This is a genomic window from Pseudomonas sp. AC172 (genome assembly GCF_979258595.1).
This window is the reverse complement of record NZ_OZ409868.1, coordinates 2582941-2600743: the sequence shown is the minus strand read 5'-3', so window position 1 is coordinate 2600743 and position 17803 is coordinate 2582941. Positions and strand designations below refer to the sequence as shown.

Genomic DNA, 17803 nt, shown 5'->3' with positions numbered 1-17803 from the left:
CGAGAGTCTTCCATGAGCAATGTCTACAACGTCGCCGTAGTGGTCGGTAGCCTGCGCAAAGCATCGATCAATCGTAAAGTCGCCCTGGCACTGGCGGAGCTGGCCCCGGCCAACCTCAAACTTGAGATTGTCGAAATTGGCGATCTGCCACTGTATAACGAAGACATCGACGGTGATTCACCGCCGGCAGCCTACAGCACTTTCAGGCAAAAAGTGGCTTCATCCGACGCGGTGCTGTTTGTCACGCCCGAATACAACCGTTCGGTGCCGGCGCCGTTGAAGAATGCCATCGACGTTGGTTCGCGGCCTTATGGCAAAGCTGTCTGGAGTGGCAAACCGGGGGCGGTGATCAGCGTATCGCCCGGCGCCATTGGTGGTTTCGGCGCGAATCAACATCTGCGCCAGTCGTTCGTGTTTCTCAATGTGCCGTGCATGCAGCAGCCTGAAGCATACCTGGGCGGCGCGGGTTCGGCGTTTGATGAGGCGGGCAAGTTGAGCGAGTCGGTGAAACCTTTTCTGCAGAGTTTTATCAATGCCTACGGAGAGTTCGTAGAGCAACACAAGAAGTAACCTCACCGAAATTCCTGGCACAACAGAGATCCTGTGGGAGCGAGCTTGCTCGCGAAGGGGCCATCAGCCACCCATCATGGGTGACTGACAGTCCGCCTTCGCGAGCAAGCTCGCTCCCACAGGTTTTAGTGTTCAGCTCTTTTACTTAATTTAAGGCTGTTGCGGATGCTCGCTGCGTCACTGATTTTCCTGCTGACCATTACCCTTGTCATCTGGCAACCCAAAAGCCTCGGCGTCGGCTGGAGTGCGACGCTTGGCGCCGTATTGGCGCTGATTTTCGGCGTCGTGCACCTCAGCGATATCCCGCTGGTGTGGCAAATCATCTGGAACGCCACCGGCACTTTCGTCGCGCTGATCATCATCAGCCTGTTGCTCGACGAAGCCGGGTTCTTTAACTGGGCGGCGCTGCACGTGGCGCGTTGGGGGCGGGGCAGCGGGCGCAAGCTGTTTGCCTTCATGGTGCTGCTCGGCGCGCTGGTATCGGCGTTGTTTGCCAATGACGGCGCGGCGCTGATCCTCACGCCAATCGTGATTTCGATGCTGCTGGCGCTACGCTTTTCTCCGGCGGCTACGTTGGCATTCGTCATGGGCGCGGGGTTTATTGCGGATACCGCGAGCCTGCCGCTTGTGGTGTCGAACCTGGTCAACATTGTCTCGGCGGACTTCTTTCACATCGGTTTCAACCGCTATGCAGCGGTGATGGTGCCGGTGAACTTCGTCAGCGTGGCGGCAACGCTGGGCATGTTGCTGTGGTTCTTTCGCCGTGACATTCCATCGGCTTACGATCCTGAGCAACTGGAGCATCCAGAAACCGCGATCCACGATAAAGCCACGTTCTATGCCGGTTGGGCGGTGTTGGCAATCCTGTTGATCGGCTGTTTCGCGCTGGAGCCCTTGGGCATTCCGATCAGTGCGATTTCCGCTGTTTGCGCCGCGCTGTTGTTGGGCATCGCCGCTCGCGGCCACAAGATTTCCACGCGCAAAGTGATGAAAGAAGCGCCGTGGCAGATCGTGATTTTTTCGCTGGGCATGTATCTGGTGGTGTATGGCCTGCGCAATGCCGGGCTGACCGGGTATCTGGCCGGTTGGCTGGATGTGTTTGCCGGCCACGGCGTGTGGGGCGCGGCAATGGGCACCGGTGTGCTGACAGCGTTGCTGTCGTCGATCATGAATAACTTGCCGACCGTGTTGATTGGTTTGCTGTCGATTGATGCCAGTCAGGCGAGCGGGGTGGTCAAGGAAGCGATGATTTATGCCAACGTGATTGGCAGTGACCTGGGGCCGAAGATTACGCCGATTGGCAGTCTGGCCACGTTGTTGTGGCTGCATGTGCTGGAGCGCAAGGGCATTCACATTGGCTGGGGTTATTACTTCCGGGTCGGGATTGTGCTGACGGTGCCGGTGTTATTGGTGACGTTGGCGGCTTTGGCGGTGCGGCTTTCGCTCTAGAACGAGGTGGCCCCATCGCGAGCAGGCTCACTCCTACCTTGAAATGCGTTCCCCTGTAGGAGTGAGCCTGCTCGCGATGGGGCCGGTACACACGCCCCAAAAACTCAGGCCTGGCCGGGGACATTCGGCCAAAGGTCCGACACCAGAAACAACCGCTCCGCCTCTTCCCATTCCCCCCGCGCATTCTCGGTCAGGCGCACCAGCAATTGCGCCGGAGCCAGTGGCTCCAGGTCTTCCAGCCACATCTGTAAATGCTCCAAAGTCCACGTCTGATCCGCCGGGTAATGCGCCGGTGCCAGCCAGGCGTGGCGGGGCAGGGGTTGCCAGCGGCCGGCCGGACGTTGCGCGACAAACGCCGGCCAATCCTTTTGATGCAACCAACTACCGCGCAAATGTTGCGGATGTGCGCCGCTCGGTGATTCAGCCTGTCCCGGCCACGGATACAACAAATAACCGCCCAGCCACAGCTGCGCGCTGAACACCTCGATATCCAGCGCCGCCAGCACGGCGCGGCTTTCCGGGCGCGCCGAAATCGGCAACTGATGTTCGGCCAGATGCGCCAGTTTGCGGTCCAGCCGATCATGACAACCCGGCCCCAGCCACTGCGCCGGATCACGACCGTCGCCATTTTGCGGACCGAGGTAAAGCTTGATCGCCAGTTCCTGGTGATGCACGCCGTCGCGGTCTCGCAGCAGCATGTCCAGCTCGCCGAGGGTATGGCCCTCGCGACGGATCGGCAGGTTGGCGGCGATCAGCTCGATCCCTGGCGCATGCTGAACCGCAAATTGCCACAAGCGCTCATAATACAGGCCCAGCCGTCGCGTACGTGCCTGCGACAGCCAATGCAACAAGCCATAACTGTCGCGGTCGAGCTGGCGCAACCAGTGTTCCAGTCGTTGCGGGTCGTGCACCCAATCGCTGCCCGCCAACGGATGGCGCTGCGGCCATGGCGTGGTGGCGAGCATCGGCGGGGCGAGGATCACCCACGCCAGATCGCGCACTTCCGGGTGACGTAATTGGTGAGGTAACTGCAGCAAGTCGGGAAATAGGATCATCTTGCGAGCATAGCCGTAAACACGAGCACACCCTTGAGGCTGAAAGGATTTTGTCTAACCGGCGCTTTCGCCCATAATCGGGTTTTTCGCGTTTTCGATTGTCCGCAGAGGTCCCATGGAGCAATTTCGCAATATCGGCATCATCGGTCGCCTGGGCAGTTCCCAGGTGCTGGATACCGTCCGCCGACTGAAACGGTTTCTGCTCGATCGTCACCTGCATGTGATCCTCGAAGACACTATCGCCGAGGTCCTGCCGGGCCACGGCCTGCAAACCTCGTCGCGCAAGATGCTCGGCGAAGTCTGCGACATGGTCATCGTCGTCGGCGGTGACGGCAGCCTGCTCGGTGCAGCGCGGGCGCTGGCCAAACACAATATTCCGGTGCTGGGGATCAACCGTGGCAGCCTCGGTTTCCTCACCGATATTCGCCCGGATGAGCTGGAAGTCGAAGTCGCCAAGGTGCTCGACGGCCACTATCTGGTGGAAAACCGCTTCCTGCTGCAAGCCGAAGTCCGCCGGCATGCCGAGGCCATCGGCCAGGGCGATGCACTCAACGACGTGGTGCTGCATCCCGGCAAATCGACGCGGATGATCGAGTTCGAGCTGTACATCGACGGCCAGTTCGTCTGCAGCCAGAAGGCCGACGGCCTGATCGTCGCCACGCCGACCGGTTCCACCGCGTACGCATTGTCTGCCGGCGGGCCGATCATGCATCCCAAGCTCGATGCCATTGTGATCGTGCCGATGTACCCCCATATGTTGTCCAGTAGACCAATTGTGGTCGATGGCAACAGTGAGCTGAAAATCGTCGTGTCGAAAAACATGCAGATTTACCCGCAAGTCTCCTGCGACGGGCAGAATCACTTCACCTGCGCGCCGGGCGACACCATCACCGTCAGCAAGAAAGCGCAGAAGCTGCGCCTGATTCACCCGCTCGACCACAACTATTACGAAGTCTGCCGCACCAAGCTCGGCTGGGGCAGCAAGCTGGGCGGTGGAGGCGACTGATGCTCGATCCCGCGCGCAGTTATGACCTGATTGGTGACGTGCACGGATGCGCCCTGACCCTCGAACACTTGCTTGACCGCCTCGGTTATCACAAGCAGGGCGGGGTCTGGCGGCATCCATCGCGCATGGCCGTGTTCGTCGGCGACATCATCGACCGTGGCCCGCGCATTCGCGAGGCGCTGCACATCGTCCATGACATGGTCGAGGCCGGTCAAGCCTTGTGCATCATGGGCAACCACGAATTCAACGCCCTCGGCTGGAGCACTCCGGCGCCTCCGGGCAGCGGCAAGCAGTTCGTCCGCGAACACACGCCGCGCCATGCGCGTCTGCTGCACGAAACCCTGACCCAGTTTGAAGACCATCCTGGCGACTGGCACGATTTCCAGCGCTGGTTCTATGAGTTGCCGTTGTTTGTCGACGCTGGACGCTTCCGGGTGGTGCATGCCTGTTGGGACGCCGGCCTGATCGAACCGTTGCGTGCGCAATTTGCGAACGGCTGCATTGATGAACACTTTCTTCAGGCGTCCGCCGTGCCCGGCAGTTTTGCCTGCACCGTGTTCGACCGCCTGCTGCGCGGCACCGACATGCGCCTGCCGGATGGTCTGACCATGACCAGCGGCGACGGTCTGGTGCGTTCCTTCTTCCGCACCAAGTTCTGGGAAGATGACCCGAAAACCTACGGCGACATCGTCTTCCAGCCTGATGCACTGCCGGAACCGGTGGCGCAGAAACCGCTGACCTCCAGCGAAAAAAACAATCTGCTGCGCTACGGCGTCGACGAACCCTTGTTGTTCGTCGGCCACTACTGGCGCAGCGGCAAACCGGCGCCGATCCGCCCGAACCTCGCGTGCCTGGATTACAGCGCGGTGCTCTACGGCAAACTGGTCGCCTATCGTCTGGATCAGGAAACCCGTCTGGATCCGCATAAATTTGTCTGGGTCGATGTCGAGCGGCCGGAGGTGCTGCAATGAGTGCGGTAGCGGTATTGCGTCTGCCGTTGGCGGTGGACTTGAGCGGTTTCGTCAAACTGCTGCAACGCATGCAAGTGCCACATCGCGTCAGCGAAGAGGCTGGCGAACAGGTGCTGTGGGCGCCGGCGGAAATCAGCGAAGACGTGCGTTCACTCTACGAACGCTTCCCGGCTGGCGATCCCGATCAGCAAATGGACATTCCCGTCGCGCCGACCGTCAAGCGGCCGAGCTTTGCCGAGCAACTGAAATACGCCAGGGCCACCGGGTTCATCCTGTTGTTGTGCCTGATCGTTGGTGGATTGACGTACCTCGGTGAGAATCTGCAGACCCTGCGCTGGCTGACCTTCCTCGATTTTCAGGTGGTCGGCGAGTACATCCATTTCACGCCGTTGGCCGACAGCCTGGCGGCGGGGCAGTGGTGGCGGCTGGTCACGCCGATGCTGATCCACTTCGGCATCCTCCACCTGGCCATGAACGGCATGTGGTACTGGGAGCTGGGGCGACGCATCGAGTCGCGTCAGGGCAGTATCAACCTGATCGGCCTGACGCTGCTGTTCAGCCTGGTGTCCAACTACGCACAGTTTGTCTGGAGCGGCCCGACCTTGTTCGGTGGTCTGTCCGGCGTGCTTTACGGTTTGCTCGGACATTGCTGGATCTTCCAGTTGCTGGCGCCGAACCCGGCCTATCGCCTGCCGCGCGGCGTGCTGGTGATGATGCTGGTGTGGTTGCTGGTATGCATGTCCGGGCTGATCTCGATGATCGGTTTCGGCGAAATCGCCAACGCCGCGCACGTCGGCGGGTTACTCATCGGATGCTTCACCGGTTTGTTGGGCGGTTTGTATAACCGCCGTAAACTGGCCGCCTAAAATTTTCTGAAGATAAAGAGCACGGAGACCCCTGATGTCCTCTTTTAACGACATGATCAACAACATTACCCCGGACATCTACGAGAGCCTGAAACTGGCCGTGGAAATCGGCAAGTGGTCCGACGGTGGCAAGCTCACCGCCGAGCAGCGCGAGCTGTCGTTGCAGGCGATGATCGCCTGGGAAATCCAGAACCTGCCTGAAGACCAGCGCACCGGTTACATGGGCCCGCAGGAATGTGCATCGAAGTCGATCGAAGTGCCGAACATCCTGTTCAAGTCGGATGCCATCCATTGATCGAGATTGGCCGCGGTGCAATCAGCAAAATGTCGGCGCGCCTCGACGGGCCGAACGTGCAATACGCGTTTCGTCTGGATGACGTCGAGGTGCCGGTCAACCCATTGATCGGCAGCACGGTGCGTCTGGAATACCTGGGGGCGATCCACTGCACCCATTGCGGGCGCAAGACCAAAACCAGTTTCAGTCAGGGTTATTGCTACCCGTGCATGACCAAACTGGCGCAGTGCGACCTGTGCATCATGAGCCCGGAGCGTTGCCACTATGACGCCGGTACCTGCCGCGATCCAGCGTGGGGCGAGCAGTTCTGCATGACCGATCATGTGGTTTACCTGTCCAATTCGTCGGGCATCAAGGTTGGCATCACTCGTGCTACGCAACTGCCGACTCGCTGGATCGATCAGGGGGCGTGTCAGGCGTTGCCGATCATGCGCGTTGCCACGCGGCAGCAATCGGGCTTTGTTGAAGATCTGTTCCGCAGTCAGGTGGCCGACAAGACCAACTGGCGCGCGTTGCTCAAGGGCGATGCGGTAGCGGTCGATCTGGCGCAAGTGCGCGATCAACTGTTCGAGAGTTGCGCTGAAGGTCTGCAAGGCTTGCAAGAGCGATTCGGCCTACAAGCCATTCAGACGATTGCCGATGTAGAGCCGCTGGAAATCCGCTACCCGGTCGAGCAATATCCGGCCAAAATCGTTAGCTTCAACCTGGACAAGAACCCGATTGCCGAAGGCACGTTGTTGGGGATCAAGGGCCAGTACCTGATCTTCGACACCGGCGTGATCAACATTCGCAAGTACACGGCCTATCAGCTCGCCGTGCATCAATAAGGACGCCAGCATGCGCACCGAACAACCGAAGATGATTTACCTGAAGGACTATCAGGCGCCCGAGTACCTGATCGACGAAACACACCTGACCTTCGAGTTGTTCGAGGATCACAGCCTGGTGCATGCGCAGTTGGTCATGCGCCGCAACCCGGCGCGTGGCCCGGGCCTGCCGCCGCTGGTACTCGATGGCCAGCAGCTGGAATTGCTCTCGGTGACCCTGGCCGATAAAGAGCTTGGCGCTGCTGACTATCAATTGTCCGAGAATCATCTGACCCTGCAGCCGACCGCCGAAACCTTCACGGTCGACACCAGCGTCAAGATCCACCCGGAAACCAACACCGCGCTGGAAGGCCTGTACAAGTCGGGCACGATGTTCTGCACCCAGTGCGAAGCCGAAGGCTTCCGCAAGATCACTTATTACCTCGACCGCCCGGACGTGATGAGCAAGTTCACCACCACCGTGGTCGCCGAGCAGCACAGCTATCCGGTATTGCTCTCCAACGGCAACCCGATTGCCAGTGGCCCGGGCGAAGACGGCCGGCACTGGGCAACCTGGGAAGACCCGTTCATGAAACCGGCGTACCTGTTCGCGCTGGTGGCCGGTGACTTGTGGTGCGTCGAAGACACCTTTACCACCATGACCAACCGCAACGTTGCACTGCGCATTTATGTCGAGCCGGAAAACATCGACAAGTGCCAGCACGCGATGAACAGCCTGAAGAAGTCGATGCGCTGGGACGAAGAGGTCTATGGTCGCGAGTACGATCTGGACATCTTCATGATCGTCGCCGTGAATGACTTCAACATGGGCGCGATGGAGAACAAGGGCCTCAATATCTTCAACTCCAGCGCCGTGCTCGCTCGCGCCGAAACCGCGACCGACGCTGCGCACCAGCGCGTCGAGGCGATCGTCGCCCACGAATATTTCCACAACTGGTCGGGCAACCGCGTGACCTGCCGCGACTGGTTCCAGCTGTCGCTGAAAGAAGGCTTCACCGTATTCCGTGATTCCGGCTTCTCGGCCGACATGAACTCGGCCACGGTCAAGCGCATTCAGGACGTCGCCTATCTGCGTACCCACCAGTTCGCCGAAGATGCAGGTCCCATGGCTCACGCCGTGCGCCCGGACAGCTTCATCGAGATTTCCAACTTCTACACCCTTACCGTGTACGAAAAAGGCTCGGAAGTGGTCGGCATGATCCACACCTTGCTCGGCGCTGAAGGCTTCCGTAAGGGCAGCGATCTGTACTTCGATCGCCATGATGGCCAAGCCGTGACGTGCGACGACTTCATCAAGGCGATGGAAGATGCCAACGGCGTCGATCTGACCCAGTTCAAGCGCTGGTACAGCCAGGCCGGTACACCGCGTCTGGCGGTGAGCGAGTCGTACGACGCTGCCGCGAAAACCTACAGCCTGACCTTCCGCCAGAGTTGCCCGGAAACCCCGGACAAGGTTGAAAAACTGCCGTTTGTGATTCCGGTCGAGTTGGGCCTGCTGGACAGCCAAGGAAACGAGATTGCCCTGCGTCTGAGCGGCGAAGCGTCGGCGCAAGGCACCACGCGCGTGATTTCGGTGACCGAAGCCGAGCAGACTTTCACCTTCGTCGACATCGCTGAGCAACCGCTGCCATCGCTGCTGCGCGGTTTCTCGGCACCGGTGAAACTGAGCTTCCCGTATAACCGCGATCAGTTGATGTTCCTGATGCAGCACGACAGCGACGGTTTCAACCGCTGGGATGCCGGTCAGCAACTGTCGGTGCAAGTGCTGCAAGAACTGATTGCCCAGCAGCAGAAGGGCGAGAGCCTGAAGCTTGACCCGCGTCTGGTGTCGGCACTGCGCACGGTGCTGTCGGACGAATCGCTGGATCAGGCGATGGTCGCGGAAATGCTCTCGTTGCCGGGTGAGGCGTACCTCACTGAAATCAGCGAAGTGGCTGACGTCGATGCGATTCATATCGCCCGTGAGTTCGCTCGTCAGCAATTGGCCGAAGGCCTGTTCGAAGCGCTGTGGCTGCGTTATCAGGCCAATCGTGACCTGTCGAAGAAAACCCCGTACGTGGCTGAAGCCGAGCACTTTGCCCGTCGCGCGCTGCAAAACATTGCGCTGTCGTACCTGATGCTCAGCGGCAAGCCGGAAGTATTGGCGGCGGCGCTGGAGCAGTTCGAGAGCGCCGACAACATGACCGAGCGCTTGACGGCGCTGGCGGTGTTGGTCAACTCGCCGTTCGAAGAGCAGAAGGCATTGGCGCTGGCCAGTTTCGCCGACCACTTCAAGGACAACCCGTTGGTCATGGATCAGTGGTTCAGCGTGCAGGCCGGCAGCACTTTGCCAGGCGGTCTGGAACGCGTGAAAGCGTTGATGCAGCACCCGGCGTTCAACATCAAGAACCCGAACAAGGTGCGTGCATTGGTCGGCGCGTTTGCCGGGCAGAACCTGATCAACTTCCATGCGGCGGACGGCTCGGGTTATCGCTTCCTCGCGGATCTGGTGATTGAGTTGAATGGCTTCAACCCACAGATTGCTTCGCGTCAACTGGCGCCGCTGACGCGCTGGCGCAAATATGACGATGCGCGGCAGGCGTTGATGAAAGGCGAGCTGGAGCGGATTCGGGCGTCGGGGCAGTTGTCGAGTGATGTGTATGAAGTGGTGAGCAAAAGCCTGGCTTGATGGTGTGTTGGCGTCGGTATTCCAGCTTTGGACCGGCCCTCACCCTAACCCTCTCCCAGTGGGAGAGGGGACTGACTGAGGTGTTTTTGCGCTATACGCCGACCTGAAAGTCCGGAGTCGACCCCGGATTTTGAAAAGCCCCAAGATCGGCTCCCTTTCCCCCTCGCCCCCCTGGGGGAGAGGGCTGGGGTGAGGGGGTAAGATCCACGCCTCACCACAAACCCCGAGCCGTACGCATAAAAAAACGCCGCATTAACCAATGCGGCGTTTTTATTTGCCGAAATTACTTCAAATCAAATCGATCCAGATTCGTCACCTTCGTCCACGCAGCAACGAAGTCCTTAACAAACTGCTCCTTCGCATCCGAACTGGCATACACCTCAGCCAACGCCCTTAGCTGCGCGTTGGAACCAAACACCAGATCAACCCGCGTCGCCGTCCACTTCACGCTGCCGGTTTTACGGTCGCGCCCCTCGAACTCATCCGCATCCCTCGAAGTCGGCTTCCACTCCACCCCCATGTCCAGCAGGTTGGTGAAGAAGTCGTTGGTCAGCGCTTCAGTCTGCGAAGTGAACACGCCATGCCGGGTTTGCCCGACATTGGTGTTCAACACGCGCAAGCCACCCAGCAGCACAGTCATCTCCGGTGCGGTGAGGGTCAGCAGTTGCGCCTTGTCGATCAGTAGCGCCTCGGCCGACACGGTGTATTTGCCCTTGCTGTAATTGCGGAAACCATCGGCGATCGGCTCAAGGAAACCGAATGAGTCAACGTCAGTTTGCTCTTGCGAGGCGTCCGCACGTCCCGGCGAGAACGGCACCGTGACCGAATGGCCGGCGTTTTTCGCTGCTTGCTCAACCCCGGCATTACCCGCCAATACGATCAGGTCTGCCAACGAGACTTTCTTGCCAGCGCCGCCGCTATTGAACTCGCCCTGAATGCCTTCAAGTGTTTGCAGCACGTTGGCCAGTTGCTCAGGCTGGTTGGCCTGCCAGAACTTCTGCGGCGCCAGACGCAGACGACCACCGTTGGCGCCGCCACGCTTGTCTGAACCGCGGAACGTCGAGAGTGCCGCCCAGGCGGTGGAGACCAGTTGCGACACCGACAAACCCGAGGCAAGCACTTTACTTTTCAGCGCAGCCGCGTCGCTGTCGTCGATCAACGGGTGGGTGACATCAGGAATCGGGTCCTGCCACAGCAGTTCTTCGTTCGGCAGTTCCGGGCCAAGGTAGCGGGACAGCGGGCCCATGTCGCGGTGGATCAGTTTGTACCAGGCGCGGGCGAAGGCATCGGCCAGTTGATCCGGGTTGGCGAGGAAGCGCCGGGAAATTTGCTCGTAAGCCGGGTCAAAACGCAGCGCCAGGTCAGAGGTGAGCATGGTTGGCGAGAGTTTCTTGTTCGGATCATGGGCGTGGGGAACGGTACCGGCACCGGCGCCGTTCTTCGGAATCCACTGATGCGCACCGGCCGGGCTTTTGCTCAGCTCCCACTCGAAGCCGAACAGGTTTTCCAGGTAGTTGTTGCTCCACTTCGTCGGTGTGGTGGTCCAGGTTACTTCGAGGCCGCTGGTGATGGTGTCGGCGCCCTTGCCGGTGCCGAACGCGTTGCGCCAGCCGAGGCCCTGTTCTTCCAGGCCCGCCGCTTCCGGCTCAGGCCCGACGTTGTCGGCAGGGCCGGCGCCGTGGGTTTTACCGAAGGCGTGACCGCCGGCGATCAGTGCCACGGTTTCTTCATCGTTCATGGCCATGCGGCCAAAGGTTTCGCGGATGTCGTGGGCGGAAGCGACCGGGTCCGGGTTGCCCTCGGGGCCTTCGGGGTTAACGTAGATCAGGCCCATTTGCACCGCAGCGAGCGGGTTTTCCAGATTGCGTTCGCCCTGATCGGTGCGGCTTTCTTCCTTGCCATGCAAATCCGGCTCGGCGACCAGCGTGCCGTCACCGGGCTCCTGCATGGCGGACTTGTCTTTGCCGTAACGACTGTCGCCACCGAGCCACTCGTGCTCCGAACCCCAGTAAACGTCTTCGTCCGGTTCCCACACATCAGGGCGGCCACCGGAGAAACCGAAGGTTTTGAAACCCATGGATTCCAGCGCAACGTTACCGGTGAGAACAATCAGGTCCGCCCAGGAAATATTGCGGCCATATTTCTGTTTGATCGGCCAAAGCAGGCGGCGGGCCTTGTCGAGGCTGACGTTGTCCGGCCAACTATTCAGTGGCGCAAAACGTTGCTGGCCGGAGCCGGCGCCACCACGGCCATCGGCGGTGCGATAAGTGCCGGCGCTGTGCCAGGCCATGCGGATAAAGAGGGGGCCGTAGTGGCCGAAGTCGGCCGGCCACCAGTCCTGAGAGTCAGTCATCAATGCGGTGAGGTCTTGTTTCAGCGCTTGAAAGTCGAGGCTTTTGAAGGCTTTGGCGTAGTCGAAATCCTTGCCCAGCGGGTCGGACTTGGGCGAATGCTGACTGAGGATTTTCAGGTTGAGTTGATTCGGCCACCAGTCACGGTTCGTCGTACCACCACCGGCGGCGTGGTTGAACGGGCATTTCGATTCGTTTGCCATGTTCGGGTCCTTATCAGGTCTGCTACGGCCGGCTCGTGCCGACTTCGGACTAGTAAGGCTAGACCCGACTTGGAGAGTCAGCTAATAGGCCGACTATTGGACGCTGATAGGCAAAGTCTTTCATTTTTTTCTAACGGGTAATTGAAAGTTCGGTTCTTATTTCGAATAGATCTGAATGACTGTCAGTTCTGACAGTGGTGCTCGATGCTTGTGCCAGTTAGTTTTGTTGTGCGAAGAAAGTTAAATTAACGAATACTCAAGGAGAGACATCAATGAAAATTTTCGAACTTTTGGGTAAATGGAGAGGTACGAAAGGATCACTCAGTGCTTTCGTTAATGAAAAGATATTTCTTGAGAGCAGCTATTGTTTGCTACATGACGCAGGCACGGATTTCATAATTACTGCAGGCGATGGTCACGGAAACGAAGCGGCTTTTTCCGTGCCGACAAAGCTGGAAGAAAACCGCCCACACCAAGTAAAGCTTTACACCGAGGGACTTCGATGGGATGTCTGGATCAATGGTGATGTACATGTTGTGGATTCAGGCTTTGTAACAATTACCTTTGATTTCAATTATAGGCGAGCAGTCGGAGACATCGACTTCAAACTTAAGGATGGAAGGAGTGTGACCGGGAAATTCAATCTCCAGAATCCTGGTCCTGTGTAATGCGCGTTTGAGCCGGGTATTTCCGGTAAACCGTTCGCGTTATTCACGGTCAGAAGGGCAGGATCAGCTTGATTGTGCGGTGTTATCGTCTGGCACTTCATCAAGCAAGTCATCCTGCCCCGGCAATTCAGTAATCACACTGAAGTCCGTCACCTCAACCGCACCCAGCCCATACCCCAGCAAATGGAAAGAAAACGCTTTGCGCTCTTGGGGGTTGTCGAAGCTGAAGTTCATTTCCAGCGGCTGGTCGGCGGTTGCGACCATTTCCTGCGGCAGGCCGATCTGCACGTCCTGTTCGAATTCCTTGGCCTTGAGCTGAATGTAAGCCGCCTGCTGCGGATCGACTGAGCGTACCGTCAGACGCACGCGAGTGTGCGAGCCTTTGGGCATTTCCAGGTACTGCGCGCCAATCAGGTTGTCGGCCCAGTCATCGTTGATCTGCGCTTGCAGCGGGATGACGTTGGTACTGCCGAACTGATAGCGGTGATTGAGCGGCGTGCGCAGCAGTGACAGATCGAGGGCGTTAGCGCGAGCGGCGATTTGCCGGGCCGGGTGACCGCTGTAGTTGCCTTTGTATGTGGCAGTTTCGGCGATGAAGCCGGCGCTTTCGTAATAGCGGCAGCGGCGTGGCATGTCGCACTCGGAGAAGATCCCCTGACCGTTGTGATAGCGCAGTTTGCCGTTGGTGAACGACATGATTTCGCGGCCGCTGTCGTAGTCGCGAAACAGCGAGCGGCCGCTCAGCGCGGAAGGCACCGGCAAGTCGAAGTAGTCGAGGATCGAGGTGCTCAGATCGACGTGGCCATATACGCCTTTGTTCAGTCGTGGCAGTTGTTCATGTTCCGGCGCCAGGGTCAGATTGAAGCCCCACGACGAGGCCAGTCGCACGCCATCGATACCGTGGGATTCGTCGGAAGTGATCACCACCAGCGTGTCTTTCAGAACACCCTGACGTTCGAGGCCGCTGAGGAACTGTTCCAGCGCATCGTCGAGATAACCGACGGCGGCTTGTTTCGGCGTTTCGTAGCGCTCCAGATATTCCTCGGGGGCGGAGTAGGGCTGATGGGTGCCGACGGTCAGCAACGTTAGCATCCACGGCTTTTTCTGCTTTTTCAGTTGGCCGACATAGTCCAGCGCGCCTTCGAAAAACGCCTTGTCATCCTTGCCCCACGGGAATTCCAGATAGTTGCTGTTGCTGAACCATTCCAGACCATGAGTCGCATCGAAACCGATGTGCGGCATGATCTTGTCTTTGGCCATGAAGCGCAGCCCGGCACCTTGCAGATAGTGCGTGCTGAAGCCGTGGTCCCGCAGTTGCGCCGGCAGGCAGGCCTGATTGCGCTCGTTGAGAGTAAGCATCTCCACGCCTTTGGGCGTGCCGTTGTTGAGTTTGTCGTAGTCACCGCAAAGCATCGCGTACAGACCGCGAATGGTCTGGTGCGTATGCAGCACGTAATCCGGGGTGTTCATGCCGCGCTCGGCCCAGCGGCTGAGGTTGGGCATCAGGTCTTCTTGATAATGGCTGCCGATGGCCTCGCGGTTTGCGCGGATATAGGCACCGGGAATGCCTTCCAGGGCGATGATCAGCACGTTGCGCGCTTGCCCCGGTGCGGCCAGCATTTTCTGCCCGTTGAGGTCGACGTCGGTGAGCCCGGCCATGGCTGGCGCGGGTTCTTCTACATCGCCGTCCAGCCATTCCTCGCCCCGAATCTGCAGATCGGCGACCTCGGTGGCCAGCAACTGGTGCGGCAGGTTGTATTGGCGCCACGGGTCCGCTTCGCTCGGCCAAAGATTCTGCGCGCCCCAGTGCGCGGCGAACAACACCAGCGGTGCGCTCCAGATCGCGCGTAGCAGGGGCGGACGCGGCACGCCACGGCCGGCAAATTGAGTCAGCAGCCAAAACAGCAGGGCCAGCAGCAAGGTGATGCCCAATGCCGGATGCGCCAGTCCGCCACCGGTGGAATTTTCCACGAACTGCGGATCGATCAGATAATGAATGTCGGAAGGCGTCGGCAGACGACCGACGGCGCTGACCAGTTCAGCGGTCGCCACGGCCAGCAAGCCCCAGAACAGCAGCACCGGCAAGGCCAGCCACCAGGCCCGACGATGCAGCAAAGCCACCAGCAGACTGCCAATGGCCAGGTCCGACACATAGCCCAGCGGTGTCGACCAGCCCAGTGCTGCACGCAGGCACACCGGCACAATCAACACGAGAAAAATCAGCGAAAAGAGGCGGGCATACGGCTGCCGCAACCGGTTAAAAAGAGCGCTCACAAAAAAAGACCTTCCAGCCATTAAAACGTCATAAAAGTGTGGGCGATGATACCAAGGGTAGGCTGTCTGATCGCCCTTTTAAACGCACAGCCGATGCGCTGGCGCGGTGCCCTCTGAAGGCGCTGGAATGTCTGCGGCCCTGACCGGGCCTTGTGTGGCAGGGCAATCGGCGATATTGCTGCGGGTGGATTTATTGTTTCAGGCTGTTTAACCCGTCATCCGCCACCGAAGATCCAGTGTGGGAGCGAGCTTGCTCGCTCCCACATTTGATGGGTAGACAGACCAGGAAAGCAGAATGGGCCTTTGATCCGTAAAAGCTGCATTTGCGAACCGTTGCGATTTACAATGCCCGACCTCTGTCGGAGACCGGTCTTCGTGGATGTCCTCACACAACTGCTTGCTCTGCTTGAGCGATGGGTGATCACCCCGGTCACCACGCAATTTTTCGGCCTGTTCGACCTCAATGGTCGCCTCGGCGTGGTTTTTCTTTTTGCTTCGTTCAGCATTGCCTACGCACTGTTCCGCTATAGAAAGTCGCGCCAGCTGACCGATGCGCAGACCTTCTGGCAATTTATCGGCGGCCGGCGGGTGTTCGGCCATCGCTCGGCATGGCTCGATTACCGCTACTACTTCATCAAGGCGATACTCAAAGTGGCGCTGGTCTTGCCGCTGGTGGCCTTGGTTGATCCCTACATCCTGCGCTCCGGCGACTATCAGCAGTTTTTCACGCAACTATGGGGCGCACGCGAGCAAGTGCCCAATCACCCATGGATCGCTTCGCTCTACGGCTTCGGGGCGTTCCTGCTCAGAGACTTCCTGCATTACTGGATTCATCGCGCCTTTCATTCGCGCTACCTGTGGGATTTTCACAAGGTTCATCATTCCGCGCCGGTACTGGTGCCGGCCACGGCGAGCCGGATTCACATCGTCGAAACGGTAGTGGAAAGACTGGTGATGACGGTCGGGCTCGCGGCGTTTGCCGGCGTGGTCTGGTACGCCTGTGGTGGTGAAGTCAGCCGCTACACCTTGTTCGGCGTGACCTGGCTGGTGTTGTTCGTCAACAGCCTGGCAGCCAATCTGCGTCACAGTCACGTCTGGCTATCGTTCGGCCCGAGGATCGAGCATGTGCTCAACAGCCCGGCGCAACACCAGATTCACCACAGCGATGCACCTCGCCACCACAACAAGAACTTCGCCACGAATTTGTCGATCTGGGACTGGATGTTCGGCACGCTCTACCTCACCACTTCGACACCGGAACCGTTGCGCTTTGGCACGGGCGAGGCCGATCGCGGGCGCTACCTCACGCTGTACGACTTGATCGTGAAACCCTTCGTCGATAGCACGCGGCGCTTTCTGCCTGCCAAGCGTCCTCGTGCTATCGATATGCGATAAAGATATTTAATTTCTGTTTTTTATATCTATAAAGTCAGACCTTTCAGCAAACCACCCCATGCTGCGAGGTTGTCATGGCCACACCGTTTAAACGTTCCGCACTGACTCTGCTGGCCGCTTCTCTGGCCGCGAGTGCGTTGTTCAGCACCGGCGCTCAGGCTGAAGGCAAGATCAGCATCGCCCAGCAATTCGGTATCGGTTACCTGATTCTCGATGTGGTGCGCGACCAGAACCTCATCGAAAAACACGGTAAAGCGCAGGGCCTCGACATCAAGGTCGAATGGAACAGCATTTCCGGCGCCACGGCGATGAACGAAGCGCTCCTCACCGGATCGCTCGATGTGGTTTCCGCCGGTGTACCGCCGATGCTCACCGTGTGGGATCGCACCAAAGGCAAACAGAACGTCAAAGCCATCGCCGCACTGGGTTCGATGCCCAACTATCTGCTGACCAACAATCCCAATATCAAGACACTCAAGGATTACACCGAAAAGGACAGGATCGCCGTGCCTGCCGCCGGCGTGGGCTTCCAGTCACGCACCTTGCAGATCGAAACCGCGAAGGAATTCGGTGACGCGCAATTCAAGAAATTCGACGACATCTCAGTCAGCCTGCCGCACCCCGATGCGACGGCCGCGCTGATTGCCGGCGGCTCGGAAATCAACTCGCATTTCTCCAGCCCGCCGTTCCAGTATCAGGCTTTGCAGAATCCCAACGTGCACAAAGTGCTGAGTTCCTACGACGTGCTCGGCGGACAGGCGACGTTCAACGTGCTCTACACCACAGAAAAATTCCACGACGAAAACCCGAAAACCTACAAGGCGTTCTACGACGCGTTGGCTGAGGCCGAGAAAATCATCAAGGCTGACAAACCCGCTGCTGCACAGGCGTACATTCGTGTCGAACAGTCGAAATTGCCGCTGGCCCTGGTCGAGCAAATCGTCAAAGACCCGGAAATCGATTTCACCGTGGTACCGCAGCGCACCTTTATCTACGCCGAGAAGTTGCAGGAGCTGGGCGTGCTGAAGAACAAGGCCGACAGCTGGAAGGATTATTTCTTTGAGGAAGCGCATGGTGGCGCGGGGAGCTGATAACGCCGGGTCAAGGAGGGAACGCCGTGGGTTGTTTCTGGACAGCGTAATAGCCACTCAGTAGCATTCGACTCCAACGGATTATCTCTTCGCACGTCGTCCGACGTGGAACGC

At 59.0% G+C, this 17803-nt stretch carries 14 protein-coding genes; 11 read left to right on the top strand and 3 right to left on the bottom strand.

All coding sequences use genetic code 11. The features are described 5' to 3' along the window. Positions 1 to 12 precede the first annotated feature (12 nt). Both ACZ0A4_RS11515 and ACZ0A4_RS11510 read left to right on the top strand, forming a co-directional pair. A complete protein-coding gene (locus ACZ0A4_RS11515) occupies positions 13 to 570 on the top strand; it encodes an NADPH-dependent FMN reductase (RefSeq protein ID WP_463574772.1) in 558 nt (185 codons plus the stop codon). 165 nt (positions 571 to 735) lie between these two features. Then, on the top strand, positions 736 to 2019 hold the full coding sequence (locus tag ACZ0A4_RS11510; RefSeq protein ID WP_463574771.1) for an arsenic transporter: 1284 nt from the start codon (positions 736 to 738) through the stop codon (positions 2017 to 2019). Positions 2020 to 2123: 104 nt separating this feature from the next. Here ACZ0A4_RS11510 and ACZ0A4_RS11505 read toward each other — a convergent pair whose 3' ends face one another. After that, complete coding sequence (locus ACZ0A4_RS11505) at positions 2124 to 3074, bottom strand: DUF1853 family protein (protein WP_463574770.1); 951 nt, start codon at positions 3072 to 3074, stop codon at positions 2124 to 2126. 115 nt (positions 3075 to 3189) lie between these two features. On the opposite strand from ACZ0A4_RS11505, the gene ACZ0A4_RS11500 reads away from it, so the two are divergent. From ACZ0A4_RS11500 to pepN, 6 genes are read left to right on the top strand one after another with little or no spacing between them, the layout of a single operon-like run. Further along, on the top strand, positions 3190 to 4080 hold the full coding sequence (locus ACZ0A4_RS11500; protein WP_003224174.1) for an NAD(+) kinase: 891 nt from the start codon (positions 3190 to 3192) through the stop codon (positions 4078 to 4080). Next, positions 4080 to 5051, top strand: coding sequence for a metallophosphoesterase (locus tag ACZ0A4_RS11495; RefSeq protein WP_397481172.1), 972 nt, complete (start codon positions 4080 to 4082; stop codon positions 5049 to 5051). Before ACZ0A4_RS11500 ends, ACZ0A4_RS11495 begins: the two co-directional genes overlap by 1 nt. Next, a complete protein-coding gene (locus tag ACZ0A4_RS11490) occupies positions 5048 to 5917 on the top strand; it encodes a rhomboid family intramembrane serine protease (protein WP_463574769.1) in 870 nt (289 codons plus the stop codon). The genes ACZ0A4_RS11495 and ACZ0A4_RS11490 overlap by 4 nt, the downstream gene beginning before the upstream one ends. A 34-nt stretch (positions 5918 to 5951) precedes the next feature. Next, entirely contained in the window at positions 5952 to 6212 is a 261-nt protein-coding gene (locus ACZ0A4_RS11485; RefSeq protein WP_007919229.1) for a YeaC family protein, read from the top strand. Next, entirely contained in the window at positions 6209 to 7039 is an 831-nt protein-coding gene (locus tag ACZ0A4_RS11480; RefSeq protein WP_463574768.1) for a DUF2797 domain-containing protein, read from the top strand. Before ACZ0A4_RS11485 ends, ACZ0A4_RS11480 begins: the two co-directional genes overlap by 4 nt. A 10-nt stretch (positions 7040 to 7049) precedes the next feature. Next, positions 7050 to 9707, top strand: coding sequence for an aminopeptidase N (gene pepN, locus ACZ0A4_RS11475; protein WP_463574767.1), 2658 nt, complete (start codon positions 7050 to 7052; stop codon positions 9705 to 9707). Positions 9708 to 9990: 283 nt separating this feature from the next. Here pepN and katG read toward each other — a convergent pair whose 3' ends face one another. Then, a complete protein-coding gene (katG, locus tag ACZ0A4_RS11470; protein WP_463574766.1) occupies positions 9991 to 12261 on the bottom strand; it encodes a catalase/peroxidase HPI in 2271 nt (756 codons plus the stop codon). A gap of 272 nt (positions 12262 to 12533) precedes the next feature. On the opposite strand from katG, the gene ACZ0A4_RS11465 reads away from it, so the two are divergent. After that, on the top strand, positions 12534 to 12929 hold the full coding sequence (locus ACZ0A4_RS11465; RefSeq protein ID WP_463574765.1) for a hypothetical protein: 396 nt from the start codon (positions 12534 to 12536) through the stop codon (positions 12927 to 12929). 63 nt (positions 12930 to 12992) lie between these two features. Here ACZ0A4_RS11465 and ACZ0A4_RS11460 read toward each other — a convergent pair whose 3' ends face one another. Further along, positions 12993 to 15203: an LTA synthase family protein gene (locus ACZ0A4_RS11460; RefSeq protein ID WP_463574763.1), complete on the bottom strand. Its 2211-nt coding sequence runs from the start codon at positions 15201 to 15203 to the stop codon at positions 12993 to 12995. 375 nt (positions 15204 to 15578) lie between these two features. Between ACZ0A4_RS11460 and ACZ0A4_RS11455 the strand changes: the two genes are divergently transcribed. Then, complete coding sequence (locus tag ACZ0A4_RS11455) at positions 15579 to 16598, top strand: sterol desaturase family protein (protein ID WP_463574762.1); 1020 nt, start codon at positions 15579 to 15581, stop codon at positions 16596 to 16598. 74 nt (positions 16599 to 16672) lie between these two features. Then, complete coding sequence (locus ACZ0A4_RS11450) at positions 16673 to 17689, top strand: ABC transporter substrate-binding protein (RefSeq protein ID WP_463574761.1); 1017 nt, start codon at positions 16673 to 16675, stop codon at positions 17687 to 17689. Positions 17690 to 17803: the final 114 nt, after the last annotated feature.